This is a genomic window from Nonomuraea phyllanthi, assembly GCF_006334985.2.
GTDB lineage: Bacteria > Actinomycetota > Actinomycetes > Streptosporangiales > Streptosporangiaceae > Nonomuraea > Nonomuraea phyllanthi.
In genome coordinates this window covers 291,598-314,305 of the sequence record NZ_VDLX02000004.1, presented here as the reverse complement: position 1 = coordinate 314,305, position 22,708 = coordinate 291,598, and the positions used below count along the sequence as shown (strand labels likewise).

The 22,708-nt window shown below is 72.3% G+C and carries 22 protein-coding genes; 12 read left to right on the top strand and 10 right to left on the bottom strand.

Going from position 1 to position 22,708, the window contains the following annotated elements:
• Positions 1-115: 115 nt before the first annotated feature.
• The 4 genes from FH608_RS12935 to FH608_RS12920 form a co-directional block, all read right to left on the bottom strand.
• Positions 116-1,075 carry an alpha/beta hydrolase gene (locus FH608_RS12935; protein WP_139630976.1) on the bottom strand — a complete coding sequence of 320 codons (960 nt, stop codon included), beginning with the start codon at positions 1,073-1,075 and terminating at the stop codon, positions 116-118.
• Between the two features lie 106 nt (positions 1,076-1,181).
• Positions 1,182-1,937 carry an ATP-binding cassette domain-containing protein gene (locus FH608_RS12930; protein WP_139630706.1) on the bottom strand — a complete coding sequence of 252 codons (756 nt, stop codon included), beginning with the start codon at positions 1,935-1,937 and terminating at the stop codon, positions 1,182-1,184.
• Positions 1,934-2,965 carry an ABC transporter permease gene (locus FH608_RS12925; protein ID WP_139630705.1) on the bottom strand — a complete coding sequence of 344 codons (1,032 nt, stop codon included), beginning with the start codon at positions 2,963-2,965 and terminating at the stop codon, positions 1,934-1,936. The genes FH608_RS12930 and FH608_RS12925 overlap by 4 nt, the downstream gene beginning before the upstream one ends.
• Positions 2,962-3,942, bottom strand: a complete 981-nt coding sequence (locus tag FH608_RS12920; RefSeq protein ID WP_139630704.1) for a sugar ABC transporter substrate-binding protein — start codon at positions 3,940-3,942, stop codon at positions 2,962-2,964. The genes FH608_RS12925 and FH608_RS12920 overlap by 4 nt, the downstream gene beginning before the upstream one ends.
• Before the next feature lie 120 nt (positions 3,943-4,062).
• Between FH608_RS12920 and FH608_RS12915 the strand changes: the two genes are divergently transcribed.
• Complete coding sequence (locus FH608_RS12915; protein WP_226899407.1) at positions 4,063-4,701, top strand: TetR/AcrR family transcriptional regulator; 639 nt, start codon at positions 4,063-4,065, stop codon at positions 4,699-4,701.
• 12 nt (positions 4,702-4,713) lie between these two features.
• Here the strand turns inward: FH608_RS12915 and FH608_RS12910 are convergent, their stop codons facing one another.
• Both FH608_RS12910 and FH608_RS12905 read right to left on the bottom strand, forming a co-directional pair.
• Entirely contained in the window at positions 4,714-5,541 is an 828-nt protein-coding gene (locus FH608_RS12910) for an HpcH/HpaI aldolase/citrate lyase family protein (protein ID WP_139630703.1), read from the bottom strand.
• Positions 5,538-6,725, bottom strand: a complete 1,188-nt coding sequence (locus FH608_RS12905) for a CaiB/BaiF CoA transferase family protein (RefSeq protein ID WP_139630702.1) — start codon at positions 6,723-6,725, stop codon at positions 5,538-5,540. Before FH608_RS12905 ends, FH608_RS12910 begins: the two co-directional genes overlap by 4 nt.
• 69 nt (positions 6,726-6,794) lie before the next feature.
• Between FH608_RS12905 and FH608_RS12900 the strand changes: the two genes are divergently transcribed.
• Both FH608_RS12900 and FH608_RS12895 read left to right on the top strand, forming a co-directional pair.
• Positions 6,795-7,448, top strand: a complete 654-nt coding sequence (locus tag FH608_RS12900) for a GntR family transcriptional regulator (RefSeq protein ID WP_226899405.1) — start codon at positions 6,795-6,797, stop codon at positions 7,446-7,448.
• Between the two features lie 286 nt (positions 7,449-7,734).
• Positions 7,735-8,472, top strand: a complete 738-nt coding sequence (locus FH608_RS12895) for an HAD family hydrolase (protein WP_193318379.1) — start codon at positions 7,735-7,737, stop codon at positions 8,470-8,472.
• 93 nt (positions 8,473-8,565) lie between these two features.
• Here FH608_RS12895 and FH608_RS12890 read toward each other — a convergent pair whose 3' ends face one another.
• The gene (locus tag FH608_RS12890; protein ID WP_139630699.1) at positions 8,566-9,339 is read right to left on the bottom strand and encodes an inositol monophosphatase family protein; all 774 of its coding nucleotides are present in this window, start codon (positions 9,337-9,339) and stop codon (positions 8,566-8,568) included.
• Between the two features lie 99 nt (positions 9,340-9,438).
• On the opposite strand from FH608_RS12890, the gene FH608_RS12885 reads away from it, so the two are divergent.
• Positions 9,439-10,179, top strand: coding sequence for a GntR family transcriptional regulator (locus FH608_RS12885; protein WP_139630698.1), 741 nt, complete (start codon positions 9,439-9,441; stop codon positions 10,177-10,179).
• On the opposite strand, the gene FH608_RS12880 is transcribed toward FH608_RS12885, so the two are convergent.
• The 3 genes from FH608_RS12880 to FH608_RS12870 form a co-directional block, all read right to left on the bottom strand.
• Positions 10,153-10,770 (bottom strand): DedA family protein, encoded by a 618-nt coding sequence (locus FH608_RS12880; protein WP_139630697.1) that lies wholly within the window; start codon positions 10,768-10,770, stop codon positions 10,153-10,155. The genes FH608_RS12885 and FH608_RS12880 overlap by 27 nt on opposite strands.
• Positions 10,771-10,959: 189 nt before the next feature.
• On the bottom strand, positions 10,960-11,949 hold the full coding sequence (locus tag FH608_RS12875) for an aldo/keto reductase (RefSeq protein ID WP_139630696.1): 990 nt from the start codon (positions 11,947-11,949) through the stop codon (positions 10,960-10,962).
• A gap of 41 nt (positions 11,950-11,990) precedes the next feature.
• On the bottom strand, positions 11,991-12,644 hold the full coding sequence (locus tag FH608_RS12870) for a serine hydrolase (RefSeq protein ID WP_193318378.1): 654 nt from the start codon (positions 12,642-12,644) through the stop codon (positions 11,991-11,993).
• Between the two features lie 253 nt (positions 12,645-12,897).
• Here FH608_RS12870 and FH608_RS12865 point away from each other — a divergent pair, with 253 nt between their 5' ends.
• Genes FH608_RS12865 through FH608_RS12830 form a run of 8 tightly spaced genes read left to right on the top strand, consistent with a single transcriptional unit; the run spans position 12,898 to position 22,673 of the window.
• Positions 12,898-14,835, top strand: coding sequence for a glycoside hydrolase family 127 protein (locus FH608_RS12865; protein ID WP_139630694.1), 1,938 nt, complete (start codon positions 12,898-12,900; stop codon positions 14,833-14,835).
• Entirely contained in the window at positions 14,832-16,526 is a 1,695-nt protein-coding gene (locus FH608_RS12860) for an ABC transporter substrate-binding protein (RefSeq protein ID WP_139630693.1), read from the top strand. The genes FH608_RS12865 and FH608_RS12860 overlap by 4 nt, the downstream gene beginning before the upstream one ends.
• Entirely contained in the window at positions 16,527-17,441 is a 915-nt protein-coding gene (locus FH608_RS12855) for an ABC transporter permease (RefSeq protein ID WP_139630692.1), read from the top strand. It abuts the gene before it with no gap.
• Positions 17,441-18,436, top strand: coding sequence for an ABC transporter permease (locus FH608_RS12850; RefSeq protein ID WP_139630691.1), 996 nt, complete (start codon positions 17,441-17,443; stop codon positions 18,434-18,436). The genes FH608_RS12855 and FH608_RS12850 overlap by 1 nt, the downstream gene beginning before the upstream one ends.
• On the top strand, positions 18,433-19,245 hold the full coding sequence (locus FH608_RS12845) for an ABC transporter ATP-binding protein (protein ID WP_139630690.1): 813 nt from the start codon (positions 18,433-18,435) through the stop codon (positions 19,243-19,245). The genes FH608_RS12850 and FH608_RS12845 overlap by 4 nt, the downstream gene beginning before the upstream one ends.
• Positions 19,242-20,054, top strand: coding sequence for an ATP-binding cassette domain-containing protein (locus tag FH608_RS12840; protein WP_139630689.1), 813 nt, complete (start codon positions 19,242-19,244; stop codon positions 20,052-20,054). Before FH608_RS12845 ends, FH608_RS12840 begins: the two co-directional genes overlap by 4 nt.
• Positions 20,051-21,352: an alpha/beta fold hydrolase gene (locus tag FH608_RS12835; RefSeq protein WP_139630688.1), complete on the top strand. Its 1,302-nt coding sequence runs from the start codon at positions 20,051-20,053 to the stop codon at positions 21,350-21,352. Before FH608_RS12840 ends, FH608_RS12835 begins: the two co-directional genes overlap by 4 nt.
• Complete coding sequence (locus FH608_RS12830) at positions 21,345-22,673, top strand: aminopeptidase P family protein (RefSeq protein ID WP_139630687.1); 1,329 nt, start codon at positions 21,345-21,347, stop codon at positions 22,671-22,673. The genes FH608_RS12835 and FH608_RS12830 overlap by 8 nt, the downstream gene beginning before the upstream one ends.
• The last annotated feature ends 35 nt before the right edge of the window (positions 22,674-22,708 follow it).

Below are 22,708 nucleotides of genomic sequence, written 5' to 3'. Positions count from 1 at the left end.
CGTGCCCGTGCGGCGTCCCTGTGCACGCCGCACGGGCGGGCCGCACCGCCTGTGCGGCCCGCCCTGCGGCCGACGGGTAATAAGGGTCCGGGAGGCACCGCCGCGGTCGCGTGGATCAAGGAGCGATCCACCGCCGCAGCGTCGTCGTGGCCAGCTCCATCGCGGCCCGGCAGGAGTTCGTGTCGCGCAGCCGGTCGATCATGACGAAGTCGTGGACCATGCCGGCCATCCGCACAGCCGTGACGTCGTTGCCCAGCTCGCGCAGGCGCGCCGCGTACATCTCCCCCTCGTCGCGCAGCACGTCCGCCTCGCCCGTGACGATCAGGGCCGGCGGCAGGCCGCGCAGCTCCTCCGTCCTGGCCCGGAGCGGCGAGGCGTGGCTCTGGGTCCGCCGGGACGGGTCGGAGGCGTACTGGTCCCAGAACCACTTCATGCCGTCGCGGTGCAGGTAGTAGCCGGTGGCGAACTGCTTGTACGACTCGGTGTCGAGGGCGGCGTCGGTGACGGGGTAGAACATGCACTGGCCGCGCAGCCGTACGTCGCCGCGCTCCCGGGCCATCATGGCCAGCACGGTCGCCATGTTGCCGCCGACGGAGTCCCCGCAGACGGCGGTTCGTGTAGGGTCCAGGCGTTTCTCCCCGCCGTGCTCCATCACCCACTGGGCGGCGGCGTAGATCTGGTCCAGCTGGGTGGGATACCTGGCCTCGGGGGCGCGGTCGTACTCGGGGAAGACCACGGCCGCCCGGCAGCCCACGGCGAGCTCGCGCACCAGCCGGTCGTGGGTGTGGGCCGAGCCGAGCACCCAGCCGCCGCCGTGGAGGTAGAGGATGACCGGCAGGGTTTCCGTGACACCCCTGGGGCGGACGACGCGCACCGGCACGACGCCGGTCGGGCCGCCCCGCACCTGGATCCACTCCTCGTCGATGTCCGGCCTGGGCACGCCGGGGCCGGACTGGAGTTTCTCCAGCACGTCGCGGGCCTGCTCGGGCGGCAGCTCGTAGATGTACGGCCGCTCGGCGGTGGCGTCGGCGAAGTCCTGAGCCGCCTGCTCCAGCACCACCCGCCTGCTGATCATCGTGGTCACGGTGCACCCCCGGGGTGTAGGTCACGCCGAGAGATTTGTGCCTTTTCGCGCCTCCAGAGCACCGCCCGAAATCGTCAAATTTCCGCCAACAGCCGGGTCATTCCCTCCGCAGCTCGTGCGCCAGCTCCTCCAGCTCCGCGCCGCCCGACATGAGCGAGGTCAGCTCCTGCGGGGTGATGTCGGCCTTGCCGTACTCGCCCATCCCTGCGCCCCGGTTGAGCAGCAGGAACCGGTCGCCCACCGGGTAGGCGTGGTGGGGGTTGTGGGTGATGAAGACCACGCCGAGCCCCCGGTCACGGGCCCTGGCGATGTAGCGCAGCACCACCCCGGCCTGCTTGACCCCGAGCGCCGAGGTGGGCTCGTCGAGGATGAGGACGCGGGCGCCGAAGTGCACGGCCCTGGCGATGGCCACCGACTGCCGCTCGCCGCCGGACAGCGTGCCGACCGGCTGGTCCACGTCGCGGATGTCGATGCCCATGGCCTTCAGCTCCTCGCGCGCCACGCGCCGCGCCCTGGCCACGTCGAAGGCCAGGCCCTTGCGCGGCTCGGAGCCGAGGAAGAAGTTCCGCCAGACCGACATGAGCGGGATCATCGCCAGGTCCTGGTAGACGGTGGCGATGCCGCGGTCGAGCGCGTCGCGGGGGCCGGTGAGGCGCACCTCCCGGCCGTCCACCAGCAGCGTGCCCGCGTCGTGCTGGTGCACCCCGGCGAGGATCTTGATGAGCGTGGACTTGCCGGCGCCGTTGTCGCCGAGCACGCAGGTCACCTCGCCGGCGCGCACGCCCATGGACACGTCGCGCAGCGCCAGCACCGAGCCGAACCTCTTGCCGATGCCCCTGGTCTCGAGGATCAATGCCGCACCTCCTCGGCGTACCGCCGGACCAGGCGGTTGGCCAGCGTCGCGAGCAGCAGCATCGCGCCCAGGAAGAACTTGAACCAGTCGGCGTCCCAGCCCAGGAACACGATCCCCTTGTCGGCCATGCCGAAGATGACCGCGCCGATGGCCGCGCCGATCGCGGAGCCGTACCCGCCGGTGAGCAGGCAGCCGCCGATGACGGCGGCGATGATGTAGATGAACTCCTGCCCGATGCCGATGTTGGCCTGCACGGACGTGTAGCGCAGCGCGAGGATCGAGCCGACCAGCCAGGCCGCGAACGCCGTCGTCATGAACAGCGCGATCTTCGTACGGGCGGCCGGCACGCCGACCGCGCGGGCGGCCTGCTCGTCGCCGCCCACCGCGAAGATCCAGTTGCCGGCCTTGGAGCGCATGAGCACCCAGGTGGCCACAGCGGTCACGAGGATCCACCACAGGATCGCCACCCGGAACGACGTCCCGCCCACCTCCACGGTCCCGGCGAGCAGCGCGCTGGCGCCCTCGAAGCCCGAGGCCGTGCGCAGCCCGCTGACCTGCACGGTGCCGGTGATGGCCTTGGTGACGCCGAGGTTGACGCCCTGGAGCATGAGGAACGTGCCGAGCGTGACGATGAAGCTGGGCAGCCTGGTCCTGGTGACGATCAGGCCATTGGCCAGCCCGACGCCCAGCGCCACGACCAGCCCCGCCAGCATGGCGAGCCAGACGTTGAACCCGAAGCGGGTGGCCAGCGTGACGAGGATGAGCCCGCTCGTGCCGGTCAGCACGCCGGCGGACAGGTCGAACTCGCCGCCGATCATCAGCAGCGCGACCGCGACCGCCATGATGCCGAGCGTGGCGGCCGGGTCGAGCCAGTTGGCGATGCCGGACGGCGAGCGGAACACCGGCGACTGGGCGGCGAAGAACGAGAACACCACGACGAGCCCGACCACCGCGCCGAGCTCCGGCCTGATCAGCAGGCGGCGCGCGAGCCCGACGCGGGCGACCCGCTCGTCGGCCGCGATCGTCATCGCGTGCCCGCCTCGGCCAGCTTGGCCACCTGCTCGGCGTTGTCCTTGGTCACGAATCCGGGCCCGGTGTTGACCGGCAGGCCGCCGCCGACGGTGTTGAGGTTCTTCCTGTAGAGGTCGAGGAACGTGATCGGGAGGTAGCCCTGCAGGTACTGCTGCTGGTCCACGGCGAACAGGATCTCCCCGTCCTTGATCGCGGCCACCACGTCGCCCGACAGGTCGAACGTCGCGAGCTTGGCCTGCGACCCGGAGTCCCTGATGGCGTCCCTGGCGGCGACCGCGATGGCCGGGTTGAGCGCGAGCACGCCGTTGACCTGCTGGTCCGACTGCAGCTTGGCGGTGATCTTGGAGGTGACGTCGGCCAGGTTGCTCACGTCCACCTGCAGGCGCTCGACGGTGCCGCCCAGCGTCTGCTCGGCGCCCTTGCAGCGCTGGTCGAGGCCGACGTTGCCGGCCTCGTGGATGACGCACAGCAGCTTGGTGACGCCGGCGGCCTTGAGCTGCTCGCCCGCGCCCTGCCCGGCCACGTCCTCCGACTGGCCGACGTGGGTGATGGCGCCGAACGCCTTGGAGGAGTCGGCGCCCGAGTTGATGGTGACGACGGGGATCTTCGCCGCGACGGCCTTGCCGATGGCCTCCTTCAGCGCGTCGGGGTTGGCCATGGAGACCACGAGGCCGTCCACCTTCTGGGAGACGGCCTGGTCGATGAGCTGCGACTGCTTGGCGGGGTCGCCGTCGCCCTGGTAGGTGACCGTCACCCCGTACTCCTTGCCGGCGGCCTCCGCGCCGTTCTTGACCACGTCCCAGAAGGAGTCGCCGGGGGCCGCGTGGGTGATGACGGCGTAGGTCGCGCCCGAGGACGCCGCCGAGCTCTCGGGAACGCTCTGCGCGCTCTGCGCGCTCTGTCCTCCTGAGGAGGAGCAGCCGGTCAGGGCCAGCGCGCCGAGCAGGGCCAGCACGATCGGGGTACGTCTCACAGGACACCTCCAAGACCAACGGGCTCGCCCCGGTTGTACCCCAATATGATCTCTATGTATAGACATGCGGACTTTACGCGACCGTAGAACGGAATCGTACGTTCCCCTATACTGCGGAGCATGACGAGCGCACCCATGAGCGGCCGCAAGGCACAGGCGGCCCGTAACGACGAGTTGATCCTGCGGGCGGCCAGGGCCGTCTTCACCGCCGACCCCGGCGCCCCGATCGCCGCCGTGGCCGAGCGGGCGGGCGTCGGCATCAGCGCGCTCTACCGCCGCTACCCCAGCAAGGAGGCGCTGCTGCAGAAGCTCTGCGGCGACGGGCTGAAGCTCTACATCGAGATCACCGAGCGGGCGCTGGCCGACGACGGCGACCCGTGGGAGGCGTTCGCCGGATACCTGCGCGGCATCGTGGACGGCGACACCAGCTCGCTGACGATCAAGCTGGCCGGCACGTTCACGCCGACGGAGGAGCTGGGCCGCGACTCCGCCAGGGCGAGCGAGCTGGCGACCGAGGTCCACCACCGGGCGGTGGCGGCGGGCGTGCTGCGGCCGGACGTGACGCCGGCGGACATCGCCCTGCTGTTCGAGCAGCTGGCCTCGATCAAGCTGGGCGGCGAGGAGCGCACCTCCGAGCTGCGCCACCGCTATCTGGCGCTCGCGATGGACGCGCTGCGGGTGCCGCCGGGCCACCGCGAGCTGCCCTCCCACCCGCCCACGGACGAGGACCTGTCGGCCCGCTGGCGACCGGCGTCCTAGGACGGCGGCCTGCTAGGCGTCCGCGAGCCGCTCGGCCAGGGTCAGGGTGCGGCGGGCCCTGGCGACGATGGGGGCGTCCACGAACCGGCCGTCGGGCAGCGCGACGGCGCCCGTGCCCGACCGCTCGGCCCGTTCGGCCGCCTCGACGATCTCGGCGGCCCTGGCCGTCTCCTCCTCGCCGGGCCGGAAGGCGCGCCTGATCACGGGGATCTGCCGGGGGTGGATCGCGGCCCTGCCGAACAGGCCGAGCGCGCGGCCCGCCAGGCAGGAGGCCAGCAGTCCGGCCTCGTCCTTGACGTCCGGGAAGACCGACATGGGCACCGGCGGCAGGTGCGCCGCGGCGGCGGCGAGGACGACCTGGAGCCTGAGGTGGTCCAGGGCGCGCCCGTCGGTGACGGCCAGCTCGGCGGCGAGGTCCTGCTCGCCGAGCGCGACGCCGGCGACCTTGGGGTGGGCCGCGATCTCCCGCGCCGCCAGGACGCCGGCGGCCGACTCGAGCAGCGCGTACGCCGGGGCGCCGGTGACCGCGTCGAGCACGGCGGCGGACTCGACCTTGGGCAGCCGCACGCCGTCGGCGAGGTCCCCGACGGCCGCGAGGTCGGCCCGCCCGCGGCCCGTGGCCAGGTCGTTGACCCGTACGTGCACGGCGACCCCGGCGTCCCTGGCGCCGCTCAGGTAGGCGACGGCGTTGGCGCGGGCCTCGTCCTTGCGGGCGGGCGCGACGGCGTCCTCCAGGTCGATGATGACCACGTCCGCCCCGGAGGCGACCGCCTTGGGGAAGCGCTCGGGCCGGTCGCCTGGCACGTACAGCCAGGTCAGCGGGGCGTACGGCGTGCTCACGCGATCACCCCGTCCGCGCGGAGAGCCTCGACGCGCTCGGCCGGGTAGTCCAGCTCGCCGAGCACCTCGTCGGTGTCGTGGCCGAGCGGCCGCCCCGGCCAGCGGATCTCGCCGGGTGTGTCGGACAGGCGGAAGAGGACGTTCTGCATGGTGACCGAGCCGAGCTCCTCGTCCGGCACCTCCACGAACGTCCCCAGCGCCGCGTACTGCGGGTCCTCGGCGATGTCGGTGACGTCGTAGATGGGCGCGACGGCGGCCTGCGCCTCCTCGAAGCGGGCGATGACCTCGGCGGCGTCCCGCTCGGCGATCCACGAGGCGACCGCCTCGTCCAGCTCGTCCACGTGCCGCACCCGCCCGTGCCCGGTGGCGAACCACGGCTGCTCCACCAGGTCCGGCCTCCCCACCAGGGTGACCACGCGCTCGGCGATGGGCTGGGCGCTGGTGGAGATCGCCAGCCACCGCCCGTCACGCGTCCGGTACGTGTTGCGCGGCGCGTTGCTGCTGGACCGGTTGCCGGTGCGCCGCGGCACCACCCCCAGGGCCTTGTACGCGCTCATCTGCGGCCCCAGCAGGCCCAGGATCGGCTCGATGATCGCCAGGTCGATGACCTGCCCGCGCCCGCTCCGCTCGCGGGCGCGCAGGGCCACCATGATCGCGTACGACATGGCCAGGCCCGCGATGCCGTCGGCCAGGGCCAGCGGCGGCAGCGTGGGCGGGCCGTCGGGCTGGCCCGTCATGGCCGCGAACCCGCTCATGGCCTCGGCCAGCGTCCCGAACCCCGGCTGCCCGGCCATCGGCCCGACCTGCCCGAACCCGGTCATCCGTGCCACGATCAGCCTCGGGTTGAGCTCCAGCAGCTTCTCCGGGGCCAGGTTCCAGCGCTCCAGGGTGCCGGGGCGGAAGTTCTCGACGAGCACGTCGGAACGCTCGGCCAGGCGGCGCAGGATCTCCTGGCCCTCGGGGCGGGACAGGTCCACGGCCGCGGTGCGCTTGTTGCGCGAGAGCGTCTTCCACCACAGGCCCACGCCGTCGACTGACGCGCCGTGCCCGCGCGAGGGGTCGCCGCGCCTCGGGTGCTCGATCTTGATCACGTCGGCGCCGAAGTCGCCCAGCATCATCGCGGCGGAGGGGCCGGCGAACAGGGTCGCCGCGTCGATGACCCGCAGGTCGGCGAGGCTCGTCATGGGTATGTAACTTATAAGAAATATGTCATAGGTCAACCTGATGCACCGATTTAAGGGACACTTGCCGATATGTCGCCCACGGAGCCGCGGCCGCCCATGAGCAAGGCCGACTACGTCTACAGCGTGCTGCTCGACGAGATCCGCACCGCGCGGATCCCCGGCGGCACCGCGCTGCGGGCCGGGGAGGTGGCCCGCCGGCTGGGCGTCTCGGTCACGCCCGTACGCGAGGCGCTGCGCAGGCTGGAGAAGGACCGGCTGATCAGCTACGAGGCGCACCACGGCGCCACCGTGGTGGACCTGGGCGACGAGGCCCTGGCCGAGTACTACGGGCTGCGCGCGGTGGTCGAGGGCCTCGGCGCCCGGCTCGCGGCGGCCCGGATCACCTCCGAGGAGCTGGCCTCGCTGCGCGACCTGCACGCCGCGATGGCCGGCGACGCCGCGCACGGCAGGCTCGACCGGCTCGCGGCGCAGAGCAGCCGCTTCCACCTGCGCATCGTCGACATCGGCGGCCCCGCCTTCCTGGGCGCGCACGCCCGGTCGGTGCGCGAGAACTTCCCCGTGCCGCCCGAGGCGTCGCTGTGGCTGGACGAGACGCAGGTGAAGGCGCAGCTCGACGCGCACGAGAGCATCCTGGCCGCGCTGGAGTCGGGGGACGCCGACGCGGCGGAGCGTGTCATGATCGACCACGTACGGCGCGCCGGGGAACACCGCAAGCACCACTGACCCGGTCCCCTGACCACACCGACCACAGGAGTCGTCGCCATGAACCCGCCGGCATCCCACCGCCGCCCCTTGGGCCTCCACGGCAGAACCACCTGGCTCTACGAGGAGGAGGCCCGGAGTGGAGAAGCGGCGTCGCCCGGCAGCACCGCACCAGCCGGAAGCACCGCGGCACCCGGCAGCACGGCATCGACCGGTCGCACGGCAGGACGGCATCGCCCGATAGGACGGCATCACCCGACGGGACCGTGTATCTCGTCCCCGGTCCCGCGTGTACGGGAGGCCGGTCGTGAGCGCGCGTGAGGGCGGGGCGGCGGCCGCCGTCCGGTACCTGTCCGGCGTCAAGGGTGTCCTGTTCGACCTGGACGGCACGCTGCTGGACCACCGGGGCGCGGCCGACGCGGCGATCGTGGCGTGGGTGTCGGCGCACTGCCCCGGCCACGCGCGCCTGGACGAGGTGGCCGCGCTCTGGGCCGAGCTGGAGGGGCCGTACCTGGCGATGTGGCAGGCGGGCGAGTGCACGGTGGAGGAGCAGCGGCGCCGCCGCCTGCGCGCCCTGTGCGAGGAGCTGGCCGTGCCGGCGCCGGACGATCTGGACGCGGCGTACGCCGTCTTCGCCGGGCACTACCGGGCGGGCTGGACGGCCTACCCGGACGCGGCCCGGGCGATCGCGGAGCTGGAGGGGTTCACGCTCGGAGTGCTGACGAACGGGGCGCAGCGGATGCAGGAGGCCAAGGTCCGTGCGATCGGGCTGGACGGCCTGGTGGGTCCGGTGCTGACCGGCGAGGTGCTGGGCGGCCACTTCAAACCGTCGCCCGCCGCGTACACGGGCGCCGCCGCGGCGCTCGGGCTCGCGCCGGAGGAGGTGGTGCTGGTGGGCGACGACGTGGACAAGGACGTGACAGGACCGGCGGCGACCGGGATGCGGTCGGTCTGGCTCGACCGGCTCGGCCTGGAACGCCCGCCCGCCGGCTTCCCGCGCGTCACCTCGCTGTCGGAGCTGACCCCTCTCCTCCGCCCGAGCTGAGCCGAGCCGCCGCACAACCCTGGGGGTGCGGATGGCATCTCCCGGCCACCCACCGAGCCGGACGAAACGGGCGCCGGAGCAGCGCCAAGTGAGTCAGTGGGGCGCGACCTCGGCCAGGGCCGAGCCGTTCAGGTCGAAGCCGCGCACGTGCGCCAGGTAATCCCCCTTGGCCAGCGGGTCGCCGAGATAGACGCCGCCCGCCCGGCGCACCAGCAGCGCTCCCGCCGCCACGTCCCACGGGTTGGCCTGGGTGCCGTACGCGGCGTCCGCCCATCCGGCCGCCACGTACGCGAGCTTGAGCGCCGCGCTGCCGGGCCGGCGCACGGCGGAGAACGAGGTCAGGAAGCGCCCGTAGCGCCGCAGCGCCGCGTCGCCGTCCGCTTCCACGTCCATCGCGGTCGGGTAGCTCGACAGCAACATGGCCTCGCGGTCGCCGGAGGCGCCGACGCTGCGCAGCGGCGTGCCGTTGCACCAGGCGCCGTCTCCGGAGGCGCTGAACTCGTCCTCGCGCACCGGGTCGTAGATCACGCCCGCCACGAGCTCGCCGCGCACGGCCGCGGCGATGGAGACGCAGAAGAACGGCATCCCGGCGGCGAAGTTGGCGGTGCCGTCGATGGGGTCGACGTACCACACGAGGTCGCCTGAGCCGGTCGTGCCGCCCTCCTCGCCGACGATCGCGCTCTCGGGCCGGCGGGCGGTGATGACCGCGCGGATGGTCTCCTCGGCGGCCCGGTCGTGCTGGGTCACGGGGTCGTGGAAGTCGTGTTTGGTCGTCACGCCGGGCCGGGACCGGAAGGCCTCGCGCAGCCGCGGCCCGGTGGCCCTGGCCGCCTCGGTGGCGATGTCGAGCAGGTGCGTCACGTCCATGGAGGTCTCCAGCGCGGGTTCGTGCCCTCACGACCCCCTATGCCCGCTCGCTGCCCGAGCATTTGTCAGGACATTCTGACCTCGGTTAAGCTGATCAGCATGACCGCGAACCTGGCCATCGACCTGGATCGATCCAGCCCCGTGCCGCTCTATTTCCAGGTCGCCGAGCAGATCGCCGAGGCGATCCGGCGAGGGGACCTGGCGCCCGGCGCCCGGCTGGACAACGAGATCCTGCTGGCCGACAAGCTCGGCCTGTCGCGGCCCACGATCCGCCAGGCCATCCAGTATCTCGTGGACAAGGGCCTGCTGGTGCGCAAGCGCGGCGTCGGCACGCAGGTCGTGCACGGGCAGGTCAAGCGCTCGGTGGAGCTGACGAGCCTCTACGACGACCTGCGCAGGGCGGGCCAGGAGCCGGCCACGCAGGTGCTGGCCCTGGAGCCGCGCCCGGCCGAGGAGGATATCGCCCGCATCCTGGGCGTGGAGCCGGGCAGCGAGATCCTCTATCTCGAGCGGCTCCGGTTCGCGGCCGGGGAACCGCTGGCGGTGCTGCACAACTGGCTGCCGCTCGGCCTGGCCGCGCTGAAGAGCGCTGATCTGGAGAGCCGCGGCCTGTACGAGCTGTTGCGCGGGGCGGGCGTGCGGATGCGGGTGGCCAACCAGCGCATCGGCGCGCGGGCGGCGACCCAGGCCGAGGCCCGGCTGCTGATCGAGCGGCGCGGCGCGCCGCTGCTCACCATGATCCGCACGACGTACGACGACCAGGGCAGGGCCGTCGAGCACGGCTCGCACGTCTACCGGGCCTCGCACTACTCCCTAGAGGTCACCCTCATCGAGCGCTAACCCGGCCCGCCTCTTGAGGTAGAGCGTGGTGCAGATGCCGATCACCACGGCCACCACGAGCCCCACCCAGGAGAAGCCCTTCAGCCATTTCTCGGCGACGAGCCCGAGGTAGAAGACCACGGTGGTGGTGCCGCCCGCCCACACGATCCCGCCGAGCACGTTGGCGGCGGCGAACTTCCAGTACGGCATGCGCAGCGCCCCCGCCAGCGGTCCGGCGAGGATGCGCAGCAGCGCGATGAAGCGGCCGACGAAGACCGCCCACACGCCGAACCGGTGGAAGTAGCCCTCGGCCTTGGCCACGTGGCTGGGGCCGAAGTGCTTGGGGAAGCGCCGGGCGAGCCGCGCGAACAGCGGCGCGCCGCCCTTGCGCCCGATCGTGTAGCCGATGGAGTCGCCCACGATGGCGCCGGCGCTCGCGCACACCCCGACCCAGAGCGGGTGCGCGACCCCTTTGGCGGCCAGGATCGCGGCGCTGACCAGGACGATCTCGCCGGGCAGCGGGATGCCGAGGCTCTCCAGCCCGATCACCACCGCGACCGCGGCGTAGAGCCATCCGGCCGGGATCGCCTGCAACCACTCCTCGATATGCACGCGCGCCACCTTAGCGCCGTCACATCACGGCAAGGACCGCGTTCGCCGCCTTCCGGCGCCCGCGCCCCGTTCCTGCCCCCAGCGCCTCGCTCCACCGCCGGCCGGCGACCCGCCGGCGCCGCGCTCCATCCCGGCCGGCGCCGCGCAGCTGCCCGCCGGCACGCCGCCGGCCCATCCGGCGGCACTCCGCTAGCGCTCGCTGTCGAGCAGGGCGAGCTGCGCCTCGCCGTAGCGCGCGCCCGCGGCCGCCCCCTCCGGGACGGCCGCCTCGATGGCGGCCAGGTCCTCGGAAGTCAGCGTGACGTCCAGGGCTCCGAGCGCCTCGGCCAGCCGCTCGCGCCGCCGCGCCCCGACGAGCGGCACGATGTCGACGCCCCTGGCCAGCACCCAGGCGATGGCCAGCTGCGCGACCGTGACGCCCTTGGCCTCGGCCGGCGCGCGCAGGGCGTCGACCAGTGACAGGTTGTGCGCGAGGTTGCCGCCGGAGAAGCGCGGGCTGACGGCGCGGAAGTCGTTCTGGCCCAGCTCGCGGTCCTTGGACCAGTGGCCGCTGAGCAGCCCCCGGGACAGCACTCCGTACGCGGTCACCCCGATCCCCAGCTCGCGGCAGGCGGGCAGGATCTCCCGCTCGATCCCCCTGGACAGCAGGGAGTATTCGAGCTGCACGTCGGCGATCGGGTGGACGGCGTGCGCCCGGCGGATGGTCTCCGCGCCGGCCTCGGACAGCCCGACGTGGCGGACGTGGCCCTTGCCGATCTCCTCGGCGATGGCGCCGACGGTCTCCTCGATCGGCACGGCGGGGTCGACCCGCGAGAGGCGGTAGACGTCGATGTGGTCGGTGCCGAGGCGGCGCAGCGTGTAGGCGAGCGAGGTCTTGACGGCGGCGGGGCGGCCGTCGGTGCCGAGCCAGGCCCCGTCGTGGTCGCGCTGCGCCCCGAACTTCACGCTGATCGTCACGTCGTCGCGCGAGCGGGTCCTGAGCGCCTCGCGGATGAGCAGCTCGTTGTGGCCCATGCCGTAGAAGTCACCGGTGTCGAGCAGCGTGACACCGGCGTCGAGGGCGGCGTGGATCGTGGCGACGGACTCGGCCTCGTCGGCCGGACCGTACAGGTCGGACATCCCCATGCACCCCAGCCCGAGGTCGGACACGACCGGGCCGCCGGTTCCCAGAGTTCTCATATGACCAGTATGCACATTGGAATGACAGATTTCAATTTTTGTCAGCACTCACCCCGCAGCGCCTGGACGGCCGCCGCCGCGGCGGCCCCGATGGCCGCGTTGATCGCGTGCTCGTTGACGTAGGGCCGCTCGGCCCGGGTGAAGACCGCCGCCGCGTACCGCCGCCCGTCCGGCAGGCGCACGACCCCGATCTCGTTGCGCACGACCCCGAACAGGCTCCCGCTCTTGGCCGCCACCCGCACGTCGTGCGGGAACCCCATGGCCAGCCGCTGCCTGGTCACCTGACGGGCCATCAGCTCGCGCACCGCGGCGCACGCCTCCTCGGGCCCGGCCTCGCCGCGCCAGATCAGCCGCAACAGCCGGGCCATGTCGGCGGGCGTCGTCCTGATGGTGTGGATCGCCCGCAGCGGGCCGCGCAGCCGCTCCCCCATGTCCGGGGCCGCCGCCAGCTCCGCCCAGCCGGCCAGGCCGGCCTCCCGGCCGACGGCGTCGAGCATCTCCCGCAGCGTGCACGGGATCACGGTGCCGGCCAGCCCCAGCTCCGCCAGGGTGGCGGCCACCCGATCGAGGCCGGCGCGCGCGGCCAGCAGGTCGGTGGCCGTGTTGTCGCTGATCGTCAGCATCATGGCGGCCAGGTCGCGTACAGAGGCCTCGCTCTCGTCGGCGAACAGCAGCCGGCGACGTCCAGAACGCACAGCCACCCCACGCAACCGGCCTTCGCGAACAGCCCTTCGACGTCCGGAGCGGGCACGTGTCCTCCTCGCGAATCCGGGCCCCACAACGGGAAACGAGGGGCGCGCACCCATGATCGCGCAAGCGTCATCCGAGGCCCGCGATGGATGGTTTCGGTCCTGTTACGTTCGCCGACACCTCATCGACACCCCCTTGGCAACAAGCCGCCGGGGCCCCTAAGGTTCAGTACAATGCCACACATTACTGGGATGGTTCATGACGTCTAAGCAGGTCAAGCCCCTGGCAGGAGCCGTAAGCACCGCGTCAGGGGCTGTGCGGCCGGTGGCGGGAGTGCGGATCACGGGCGGTCTGCTCCACCACTGGCAGCATCGCAACCGCACGGCCACGATCCCGCACACGATCGAACGGCTCCGCGCGGCGGGCAACCTCGACAACCTGCGCCGCCTCCTCCAGGACGATCCCGCCCCCTACCGGGGGCGGTATCCGTTCCTGGACACCGATCTGTACAAGACCCTGGAGGGCCTGGCGTACGAGCTGGGCGACGGCGACCCCGCCGGCCGGGAGTTCTTCGACGAGGTCGTCACCCTGCTCGAACAGGTCCAGGCTCCCGACGGCTACCTCAACTCCTTCTTCCAGGACCCGTCCGCGGCCAAGAAGCCGTGGGAGGACCTGACATGGGGGCACGAGCTGTACAACCTGGGCCACCTCATCCAGGCCGCCGTCGCGGCCAGGCGGCGGATGGGCGACGAGCGGCTGCTGCGCGTGGCGGTGCGCTTCGCCGACCTGGTGCTGGAGCGGTTCCGCGACCGGGGGATCTGCGGGCACCCCGAGGTGGAGATGGCGCTGGTCGAGCTGTTCAGGGAGACCGGCGAGAGCCGCTACCTGGCCATGGCGGCGGCCTTCGTCGACCGCCGGGGCACGGGCCAGATGGAGCACCGCATCTTCGGCGGCTCCTACTTCCAGGACCACGTGCCCTTCCGCGAGCTGCCGTCGGTGACCGGGCACGCCGTGCGCATGGCGTACCTGGCGGCCGGCGCGGCCGACGTGCACCTGGAGACCGGGGATCCGTCGCTGCTGGCCGCGCTGGAGCGGCTGTGGGACGACATGGTGGCGACCAAGCTGTACGTCACGGGCGGCCTGGGCAGCCGGCACTCCGACGAGGCGATCGGCGACCGCTACGAGCTGCCGTCCGAGCGCGCCTACAGCGAGACCTGCGCGGCCATCGCCGTCATGCAGTGGGCCTGGCGGATGTTCCTGGGGACCGGTGGCGCGAAATACCTCGACGTGTTCGAGCGGGTGCTCTACAACGCCTACGCCGTGGGCGTCTCGCGGGACGGCCGGGCGTTCTTCTACGACAACCCGCTCCAGCGCCGTCCCGACCACGACCAGCGCAGCGGCGCGGAGCCGGACGGCGAGCCGCTGCGCCGCGCCTGGTTCGTCTGCCCGTGCTGCCCGCCGAACGTGGTGCGGTGGATGGCCCAGCTCGCCGACCACGTGGCGGCGGAGCGGGACGGCGCCGTGCTGATCGCCACGTACGCGCAGGCCAGGATCGAGACGGCCGCGATGGCGCTGGCGATGGACACCGCCTACCCGTGGGACGGCGACGTGCGCGTCACCGTCGAGCGGGCCCCGGACGAGCCGTACGAGCTGGTGCTGCGGATCCCCGGCTGGGCCGGGGACGCGGCGATCACCGTCAACGGCGAGCCCTTCGACGCACCGGTGTCCGGCGGCTGGGCCCGCCTGCATCGCAGCTGGGCACCGGGCGACGAGGTGCGCCTCGGCCTGCCCATGCCGGTCAGGGCGCACGGCTCGCACCCTCATCTTGACGCCACCAGGGGCTCGCTCAGCCTGGCCCGCGGCCCGCTGGTGTACTGCGTCGAACAGCACGACAGCCCGCAGGCGGCGGTCGACGACCTGGTGGTCGGGGTCCGCGACGCCCGCGGCGCCGGCGTGGAGCGGCGGGACGGCGCGGTCGTGCTGCGCGTGGAGGCGGAGGCGGCGCCCGCTCCCCCCGCCGAGCTCTACCCCGAGCTCGATCCCGGGCTCGATCCCGGGCTCCCCCTCGGCGAGGCGCTCCCGGGGACGAGGGTCACGGCGGCCTTCGTCCCGTACTTCCTGTGGGGCAACCGCGGCCCCCAAGCCATGCGGGTCTGGGTCAGGACCCCCTGCACCAATGGAAAGAAGGCGACATGAGGAGATCGGCGGCGCTCGCGAGCGTCACCATGACGGCCGCGCTGGCGCTGACCGCGTGCGGCGGGGGCGGCGGCGCCACCGGCCCGGGAGCGGGCACGGGCGCGTCGAGCGGGCCCGGCGCGCCCGCCGCGACGGGCGGGACCGTGCACTTCCTGACCAAGGCGGACTTCTCCCATCTGGACCCGGTGCGCGGCTTCGACGGCGGCGTCAACAACTTCTACCGGCTCATCTACCGGGGCCTGACGATGTTCGGCGCGGGTCCCGGCGAGGAGGGGACGAAGATCGTGCCCGACCTGGCCACCGACACGGGCACGCCGTCCGACGGTGGCAAGACCTGGACGTTCACCCTCAAGGACAACCTGTTCTTCGAGGACGGCACGCCGATCACCAGCGAGGCCGTCAAGTTCGGCTTCGCGCGCGCGTTCGACCCGGAGGCCGGGATCGGCTCGCCGTACGGCAAGCTGCTGCTGGACGCGCCCAAGGGCTACCAGGGCCCCTACCTGGACGGCGAGCTGAAGACCATCGAGACCCCCGACGACAAGACGGTCGTCATCCACCTGAAGAAGCCGTTCGCCGACTTCCCGAGCGCGCTGGCGCTGGCCAACTTCACGCCCTTCCCCAAGGGCACGGGCGCGGGCGCGGCGTTCGACACCAAGCCGATCGCGAGCGGGCCGTACAAGGTGGAGAGCTACCAGCGCGGAGCCTCGCTGAAGCTGGTGCGCAACCAGCAGTGGAAGCGCGAGACCGACAGCGTGCGCGCGGCCAAGCCGGACGCGTTCGAGTGGACGTTCGGCCTGGACCCGGCCACGATCGACGAGCGCCTGCTGGCCGGGCAGGGCGCCGACGCCGACGCCATCGGCCTGTCGATCCAGGCGGCGACCGTGGCGCGGGTACAGCAGCCGCAGATCAAGCAGCGCACGCTGTCCGGGCTCAACGGCTGCACCACGTACATGAGCCTGAACACCACCAAGAAGCCGCTGGACGACGTGCGGGTGCGCCAGGCCGTCAACTACGCGATCAACAAGGACACCGTGGTCGCGGGCATGGGCGGCGGCTCCCTGGCCGCCAAGGGCACCTCGATCCAGCCGCCCACGGTGGCGGGCCGGGTGGACTACGACCCGTACCCGTACAACGTCGAGCAGGCCAAGAAGCTGCTGGCCGAGGCGGGCAAGGCGGACGGGTTCTCCCTGACGCTCGACACGCGCCCGGACCCGAAGATGGCGGCGGTGGCGGTGGCGATCCAGGACGCGCTCAAGCAGGTGAACATCGACGTCAAGATCAACAACATCGACACCTCGACGTTCTACGAGGTCATCGGCACGCCGGCGCAGCAGCACGACGCCGCCGTCACCGGCTGGTGCCCCGACTGGGCCTCCGGCGCGACGTTCCTGCCGCCGCTGTTCGACGGCCGCAACATCACCGCCAAGGGCAACCAGAACCTCGCCCAGCTCAACGACAAGGCGATCAACCGGCGCATCGACGAGATCGCCGCGATGACCGACGTCAACGAGGCCAACGCCGCCTATGGCGAGCTGGACAAGGAGATCATGAAGCTGGCGCCGGTCGTGCCGCTGGCCTACGAGAAGCTCATCCTGCTCGTCGGCTCGAACATCGCGGGCGCCTACCAGTCCAACTCGTTCTCCGGCGGCATCGACCTCATCTCGGTCGGCCTGGCGAAGCCGACGAAGTAGATGACGGTCGCCGCTCTCTCCCCTGCCACGTCGGGCCGGCGGGTCACGCACGCGCTGCTGCGTGACCGGGGCGCCGTGCTGAGCACCGCGTTCCTCGCGCTGATCGTGCTGCTGGCCGTCTTCGCGCCGCTGATCAGCGCGATCACCGGCCACGGGCCGAACGACTTCGACACGGCCGCGATCGACACCGACCTGGGCGGCATCCCGCGCGGGTCGCTGGGCGGGATCAGCGCCGAGCACCTGCTGGGCGTCGAGCCGCAGAACGGCCGCGACATCCTCGCCCGCATCGCCCACGGCGCCCGCGTCTCGCTGCTGATCGCGGCCTCGGCCACGGCGCTGACGACCCTGCTGGGCGTGGTGCTGGGCATGCTGGCCGGGTTCTACCAGGGCTGGGTGGACCAGGTGATCTGCCGGGTCATGGACTTCCTCATGGCCTTCCCCGCGCTCATCTTCATGATCGCGATCCTGTCGTCGCTGCCGCAGGGCAACCGGTCGGTGCTGCTGGTCGTGGTGATCAGCGTGTTCGGCTGGCCGTACCTGGCGCGGGTGGTGCGCGGGCAGACGATGACGCTGGTCAACCGGGAGTTCGTGGAGGCCGCCCGCGCGTCGGGCGCCTCCACGGGCGCGCTGGTGTTCAAGGAGATCCTGCCCAACCTGCGCAGCTCGCTGATCGTCATGGTCACCCTCGCCGTGCCCGGGTACGTCGGCACCGAGGCGGGCCTGTCGTTCCTCGGCGTCGGCGTGACCCCGCCGACACCGTCGTGGGGTCAGATGATCGCCGGCTCGGTCGGCTGGTACGCCGTCGACCCGATGTACTTCGCCATCCCCGGCGCCTTCCTGTTCCTGACCGTGCTGTCCCTGACGGTCCTCGGCGACCGGCTGCGGGCCGCGTTCGACGCCGGGGAGGCCTCCTGATGGCGCGGTATGTGGCCGGGCGGCTCGCCGGGATGGTGCTGATCCTCTTCCTGGTGTGCCTGTTCACGTTCATCATCTTCTTCGCGCTCCAGCCCGACCCCGCGGTGATGATCTGCGGGAAGACGTGCACCCCCGAGCGCATCGACCAGATCCACTCCGTGCTGGGGCTGGACGAGCCGTTCGTGGGGCAGTTCTTCGGCTTCCTGTTCGGCATCTTCGCCGGGCGCGACTACGGCCAGGGCGCGAACCTGGTGCACTGCGCGGGCCCCTGCCTGGGCTACAGCTTCCAGACCGGCCAGTCCGTCTGGGACATGGTGGTGGAGCGGCTGCCGGTCAGCGCCACCGTCGCGATCGGCGCGGCGGTGCTGTGGCTGCTCATCGGCATCGTGGCGGGCCTGCTCAGCGCGGTCAAGGAGGGCACCTGGTGGGACCGCACCGCGATGGGGCTCGCGCTGGGCGGCTCCAGCATCCCCAACTACGTGCTGGCGCTGGCCCTGCAGTACGTGCTGGTCGTGCAGCTGCAGGTGCTGCCGTTCCCGCAGGCGGTGGCCTTCGGCGACGACCCGGTCGTGTGGTTCGAGTCGTACCTGATGCCCTGGCTCGTGCTGGCCACCGGCTACGCCTGCCTGTACGCACGGCTCACCCGGGCCAACGTGATCGACACGCTGGCCGAGAACTTCATGCGCACGGCCCGGTCCAAGGGGCTGAGCCCGGCGCTGACCATGCGCCGGCACGCCCTGCGCCCGGCGCTGACCCCGATCGCCACGATCTTCGGCATGGACTTCGCCGCGCTGCTGGGCGGCGCGCTGATCACCGAGACGGTGTTCGGGCTGAACGGCGTCGGCAAGATGGCCGCCGACTCGATCGCCAAGAACGACCAGCCGGTGATCATGGCGGTGACGCTGCTGGCGGCGTTCTTCGTGGTGATCGGCAACCTGGTGGTGGACCTCGTCTACACGAGGCTGGACCCGAGAGTGAGGATCACGGCCCAATGAGCGACCTGCTTGTCGTGGAGGACCTCACCGTCACCTTCCCCACCACGCGCGGCCTCGTGGACGTGGTCAAGGGCGTGTCCTTCACCGTCGGACGGGACGAGACGGTCGGCATCGTCGGCGAGTCGGGGTCCGGCAAGTCCATGACCAGCCTGGCCGTCATGGGGCTGCTGCCCAAGGGCGCCAGGACCAGCGGCAGCGTGCGGCTGGACGGCGTGGAGCTGCTCGGCCGCCCGGACCGGGAGCTGCGGCGGCTGCGCGGCGCCCGGATGTCGATGATCTTCCAGGATCCGCTGTCGTCGCTGAACCCGTACTACACCGTCGGGCTGCAGATCGAGGAGATGTACCGGGCGCATCGCGGCGGCTCGCGCCGCGCGGCCAGGACGGTCGCGATCGACGCGCTGCGGCAGGTGGGCCTGCCCGAGCCGGAGCGGCGGGTGGACTTCTACCCCCACCAGTTCTCCGGCGGGCAGCGGCAGCGCATCATGATCGCGATGGCGCTGGTGTGCTCGCCCGCGCTGCTGTTCGCGGACGAGCCGACCACGGCCCTGGACGTGACCGTGCAGGCGCAGATCCTCAAGCTGCTGGCCGGCCTGCGGGAGGAGAGCGGCATGGGCATGGTGTTCATCACGCACGACCTGGCCGTGATCAGCTCGATCGCCACCCGCGTGCTGGTGATGCGCCAGGGCGAGCAGGTCGAGTACGGCAGCGCCGAGCAGGTGTTCGCCGAGCCGCGCCACGACTACACCCGCATGCTGCTGGAGAGCATCCCGCGCATCGACGACGCACTGGACGATGGGGTGAGGGCATGACCCTGTTGCGCGCCAAGGACCTGACCAAGCGGTTCGTCTCGCGCGGCCCGCTGCGGGCCAGGGCCGAGTTCACGGCGGTCGACCGGGTCAGCTTCGACGTACGGCTCGGCGAGACCCTGGCCCTGGTCGGCGAGTCCGGCAGCGGCAAGTCGACGACCGCCCGCATGATCGCCAAGCTGCTGGACCCGAGCGAGGGCACCCTGGAGTTCGACGGCGAGGACGTCACCCACGCCAAGGGCGCGGCGCTGGCCCGCTTCCGCGCCGACGTCCAGGTCGTCTTCCAGGACCCGTTCTCCTCGCTCAACCCCCGCCACACCGTCGAGCGCATCCTCATGGCGCCGCTGGCCTACCAGGGCATCGCGCCCAACGGCAGCCGCCGGGCGCACGCCAAGGAGCTGATGGAACGCGTCGGGCTGAACCCCGACCACTCGCTGCGCTACCCGGCGCAGTTCTCCGGCGGACAGGCGCAGCGCATCGGCATCGCCCGCGCCCTGGCCGTCAACCCCAAGCTCGTCATCTGCGACGAGGCCGTCTCCGCGCTGGACGTGTCGGTGCAGGCCCAGGTGCTGGAGCTGCTGAGGCGGCTGCAGCGCGAGAGCGGCTTCAGCTACCTGTTCATCGCCCACGACCTGGCCGTCGTCCGCCAGATCGCCCAGCGGGTCGCGGTCATGAGCAAGGGCAGGATCGTCGAGCTGGGCGACACCGGGCAGGTCTTCGGCGACCCCCGGCACGAGTACACGCGTACGCTGCTGGCGGCCATCCCGCGCATCGACCCGGAGTGGGACCGCCGCAGGAGGGAGAAGCAGTGATCACCGCCACTTACACGATCCCCGGGATGCGGGTGCGCGACCACGTCGTGGAGGTGCCGCTCGACTGGTCCGACCCCGAGGCCACGATCAGGGTGTTCGCCAGGGAGCTGGTGGCGCCCGAGCGCGACCGCGAGGACCTGCCGTGCCTGCTGTTCCTGCAGGGCGGCCCCGGCGGCAAGGGGCCCCGACCGGTCGGCACGTCGGGCTGGCTCGGCAGGGCGCTGGAGACGTACCGGGTGATCCTGCTCGACCAGCGCGGCACGGGCCGCAGCTCGCGCATCGACGGGCGGGTGATGAGCGCGCTCGACCCCCAGGAGGGCGCCGACTACCTGGCCCGCTTCCGCGCGGACTCGATCGTGGCCGACGCCGAGCACCTGCGGAAGACCGTCTTCGGCGGGCGGCGCTGGTCCACGCTCGGGCAGAGCTACGGCGGCTTCCTGACGCTGACGTACCTGTCGAAGGCGCCCGAAGGGCTGAGCGCCTGCTACGTCGCGGGCGGCCTGCCGTCCCTCGACCCCGACGCCGCCGAGGTCTACCGGCGCACCTATCCCCGGGTGGCGGCCAAGAACGCCGCGTTCTACCGCCGCTACCCCCACCACGTGGAGACGGTCGCGCGGCTGGCCGACCGGCTGGCCGGCGGTGATGTGCTGCTGCCCGACGGCGACGTGCTCACCGTGCGGCGGCTGCGCACGCTGGGCATCGACTTCGGCATGAAGCCCGGCTACGAGCGCATGCACTGGCTGCTGGACGAGGCCCTGCCGGATGGGAGGCCGGACCGGCGCGGCGAAGTGTCCGAGACGTTCCTGCACCAGGTGCTGGCCCGCTCCTCCTACGCCGACAACCCGCTGTTCGCGGCGCTGCAGGAGAGCATCTACGGCTCCGGGCCCGGCGCGACCGCGTGGGCCGCCGAACGGGAGCTCGCCCGGCACCCGGCCTTCGCCGAGGACGCCAGGCCGCTGCTGTTCACCGGCGAGATGATGTATCCGTGGATGTTCGAGGAGATCCGGGCGCTTCGCCCCTTCCGCGGCGCCGTCGAACTCCTCGCCGAACGCGCCGACTGGCCCGCGCTGTACGACCTGGACCGCCTGGCGGCCAACGAGGTGCCGGTCGCGGCGGCCGTCTACTTCGACGACATGTACGTCGACTCAGGGCTGCAGCTGGACACCGCGTCCAGGGTCGGCAACGCCCAGGCCTGGGTCACCAACGAATACGAGCACGACGGCATCGGCGAGGAGCGCGTCTTCGACCGGCTGACCGCCCTCGTGCGCGACACAGGAGGAGGAATCACCGGTGAGTGAGGGCAGACCCCCCAAACTGTCCGAAGTGCCCGCGTTCGTCGACTACATCGCCCAGGGCTGGGACTCCCCCGCCCGCACGCCGGACCTGGTGCCCGGCGCGGCCGAGGCGGCGGCCGCCCACCGCGAGCGCCTGGCCGCCGCGCTGCCCGGCAGGACCGTGGTGGTCAAGGCCGGCCGGGCGCCGGTACGCAGCAACGACACCGCCTACGACTTCCGCGTCGACAGCGACTTCTACTGGCTGACCGGCTGCGCCGCCGAGAACGCCGTGGCCGTCATCTCAGGCGGCGACGCCACCGTGTACCTGCCGCCGCCCGCCCGGCCCGGCGACCCCGGCTTCTTCTCCGACGCCGCCTACGGGGAGCTGTGGGTGGGCCCGTCCCCGTCACTGGCCGAGTGGTCGGCGGCGCTCGGCGGGGTCGAGGTACGGCCGCTGAGCGAGTTCACCGACCCCGGCGAGCCGGTGGAGGAGCTGCCGCGGGTGCTGGCCGAGCTGCGCATGGTCAAGGACGCGTGGGAGATCGGCCAGCTGCGCGAGGCCGTGGACCGCACCGTCGAGGGCTTCGCCGCGGTGCTCGCCGAGGTGCCCGCCGCGGTCAAGGGGCCGGGCGAGCGCTGGCTGCAGGGCACCTTCGACCGCCACGCCAGGACGTACGGCAACGGCCCCGGCTACGCCACCATCGTCGGCGGCGGCCCGCACGCCCCCACCCTGCACTGGGTGCGCTGCGACGGCCCCGTCGTGCCCGGTGAGCTGCTGCTGCTCGACATGGGCGTGGAGGTCCGCAGCCACTACACCGCCGACGTCACCCGCACCTTCCCCATCGCCGGCGCCTTCTCCCCCGCCCAGCGGCAGGTGCACGACCTGGTGGAGAAGGCGCACCGGGCCGGCATGGCGCAGGTCGGCCCCGGCCACCGCTTCACCGACTTCCACCACGCCGCCATGGAGGTCATCGCGCGCGGCCTGGACGACTGGGGCCTGCTGCCCGTCTCGGTGGACGAGGCCCTGTCGGACCAGGGCCAGCAGCACCGCCGCTACCTCATCTGCGGCATCGGCCACCACCTCGGCCTGGACGTGCACGACTGCGCCCGGTCCCGCCCCGAGGCCTACCACGGGGCCGTCATGGAGCCCGCGATGGTGCTGACCGTCGAGCCGGGGCTGTACTTCCACGCCCACGACCGCACGGTCCCGCCCGAGCTGCGCGGGCTCGGCGTGCGGATCGAGGACGACCTGCTGGTCACCGAGTCCGGCGCGGAGGTCCTGTCGGACGCCCTGCCCATCGACGCCGGCGGCCTGGAACGCTGGGCCGAGCAGGCCACCGGCTGACGCGGCCCGCCGGCGGCCCGCTCGGCCCTGTGGCC

Excerpts from the sequence above, each read along its gene's own strand:
- FH608_RS12905 (WP_139630702.1), bottom strand. The coding sequence starts at position 6,725 with ATGACGAGCCTCGCCGACCTGCGGGTCATCGACGCGGCGACCCTGTTC.
- FH608_RS12925 (WP_139630705.1), bottom strand. The coding sequence starts at position 2,965 with ATGACGATCGCGGCCGACGAGCGGGTCGCCCGCGTCGGGCTCGCGCGC.
- FH608_RS12875 (WP_139630696.1), bottom strand. The coding sequence starts at position 11,949 with ATGAGAACTCTGGGAACCGGCGGCCCGGTCGTGTCCGACCTCGGGCTG.
- FH608_RS12850 (WP_139630691.1), top strand. The coding sequence starts at position 17,441 with ATGGCGCGGTATGTGGCCGGGCGGCTCGCCGGGATGGTGCTGATCCTC.
- FH608_RS12855 (WP_139630692.1), top strand. The coding sequence starts at position 16,527 with ATGACGGTCGCCGCTCTCTCCCCTGCCACGTCGGGCCGGCGGGTCACG.
- FH608_RS12935 (WP_139630976.1), bottom strand. The coding sequence starts at position 1,075 with ATGATCAGCAGGCGGGTGGTGCTGGAGCAGGCGGCTCAGGACTTCGCC.
- FH608_RS12860 (WP_139630693.1), top strand. The coding sequence starts at position 14,832 with ATGAGGAGATCGGCGGCGCTCGCGAGCGTCACCATGACGGCCGCGCTG.
- FH608_RS12915 (WP_226899407.1), top strand. The coding sequence starts at position 4,063 with ATGACGAGCGCACCCATGAGCGGCCGCAAGGCACAGGCGGCCCGTAAC.
- FH608_RS12900 (WP_226899405.1), top strand. The coding sequence starts at position 6,795 with ATGTCGCCCACGGAGCCGCGGCCGCCCATGAGCAAGGCCGACTACGTC.
- FH608_RS12840 (WP_139630689.1), top strand. The coding sequence starts at position 19,242 with ATGACCCTGTTGCGCGCCAAGGACCTGACCAAGCGGTTCGTCTCGCGC.
- FH608_RS12885 (WP_139630698.1), top strand. The coding sequence starts at position 9,439 with ATGACCGCGAACCTGGCCATCGACCTGGATCGATCCAGCCCCGTGCCG.
- FH608_RS12865 (WP_139630694.1), top strand. The coding sequence starts at position 12,898 with ATGACGTCTAAGCAGGTCAAGCCCCTGGCAGGAGCCGTAAGCACCGCG.
- FH608_RS12890 (WP_139630699.1), bottom strand. The coding sequence starts at position 9,339 with ATGGACGTGACGCACCTGCTCGACATCGCCACCGAGGCGGCCAGGGCC.
- FH608_RS12845 (WP_139630690.1), top strand. The coding sequence starts at position 18,433 with ATGAGCGACCTGCTTGTCGTGGAGGACCTCACCGTCACCTTCCCCACC.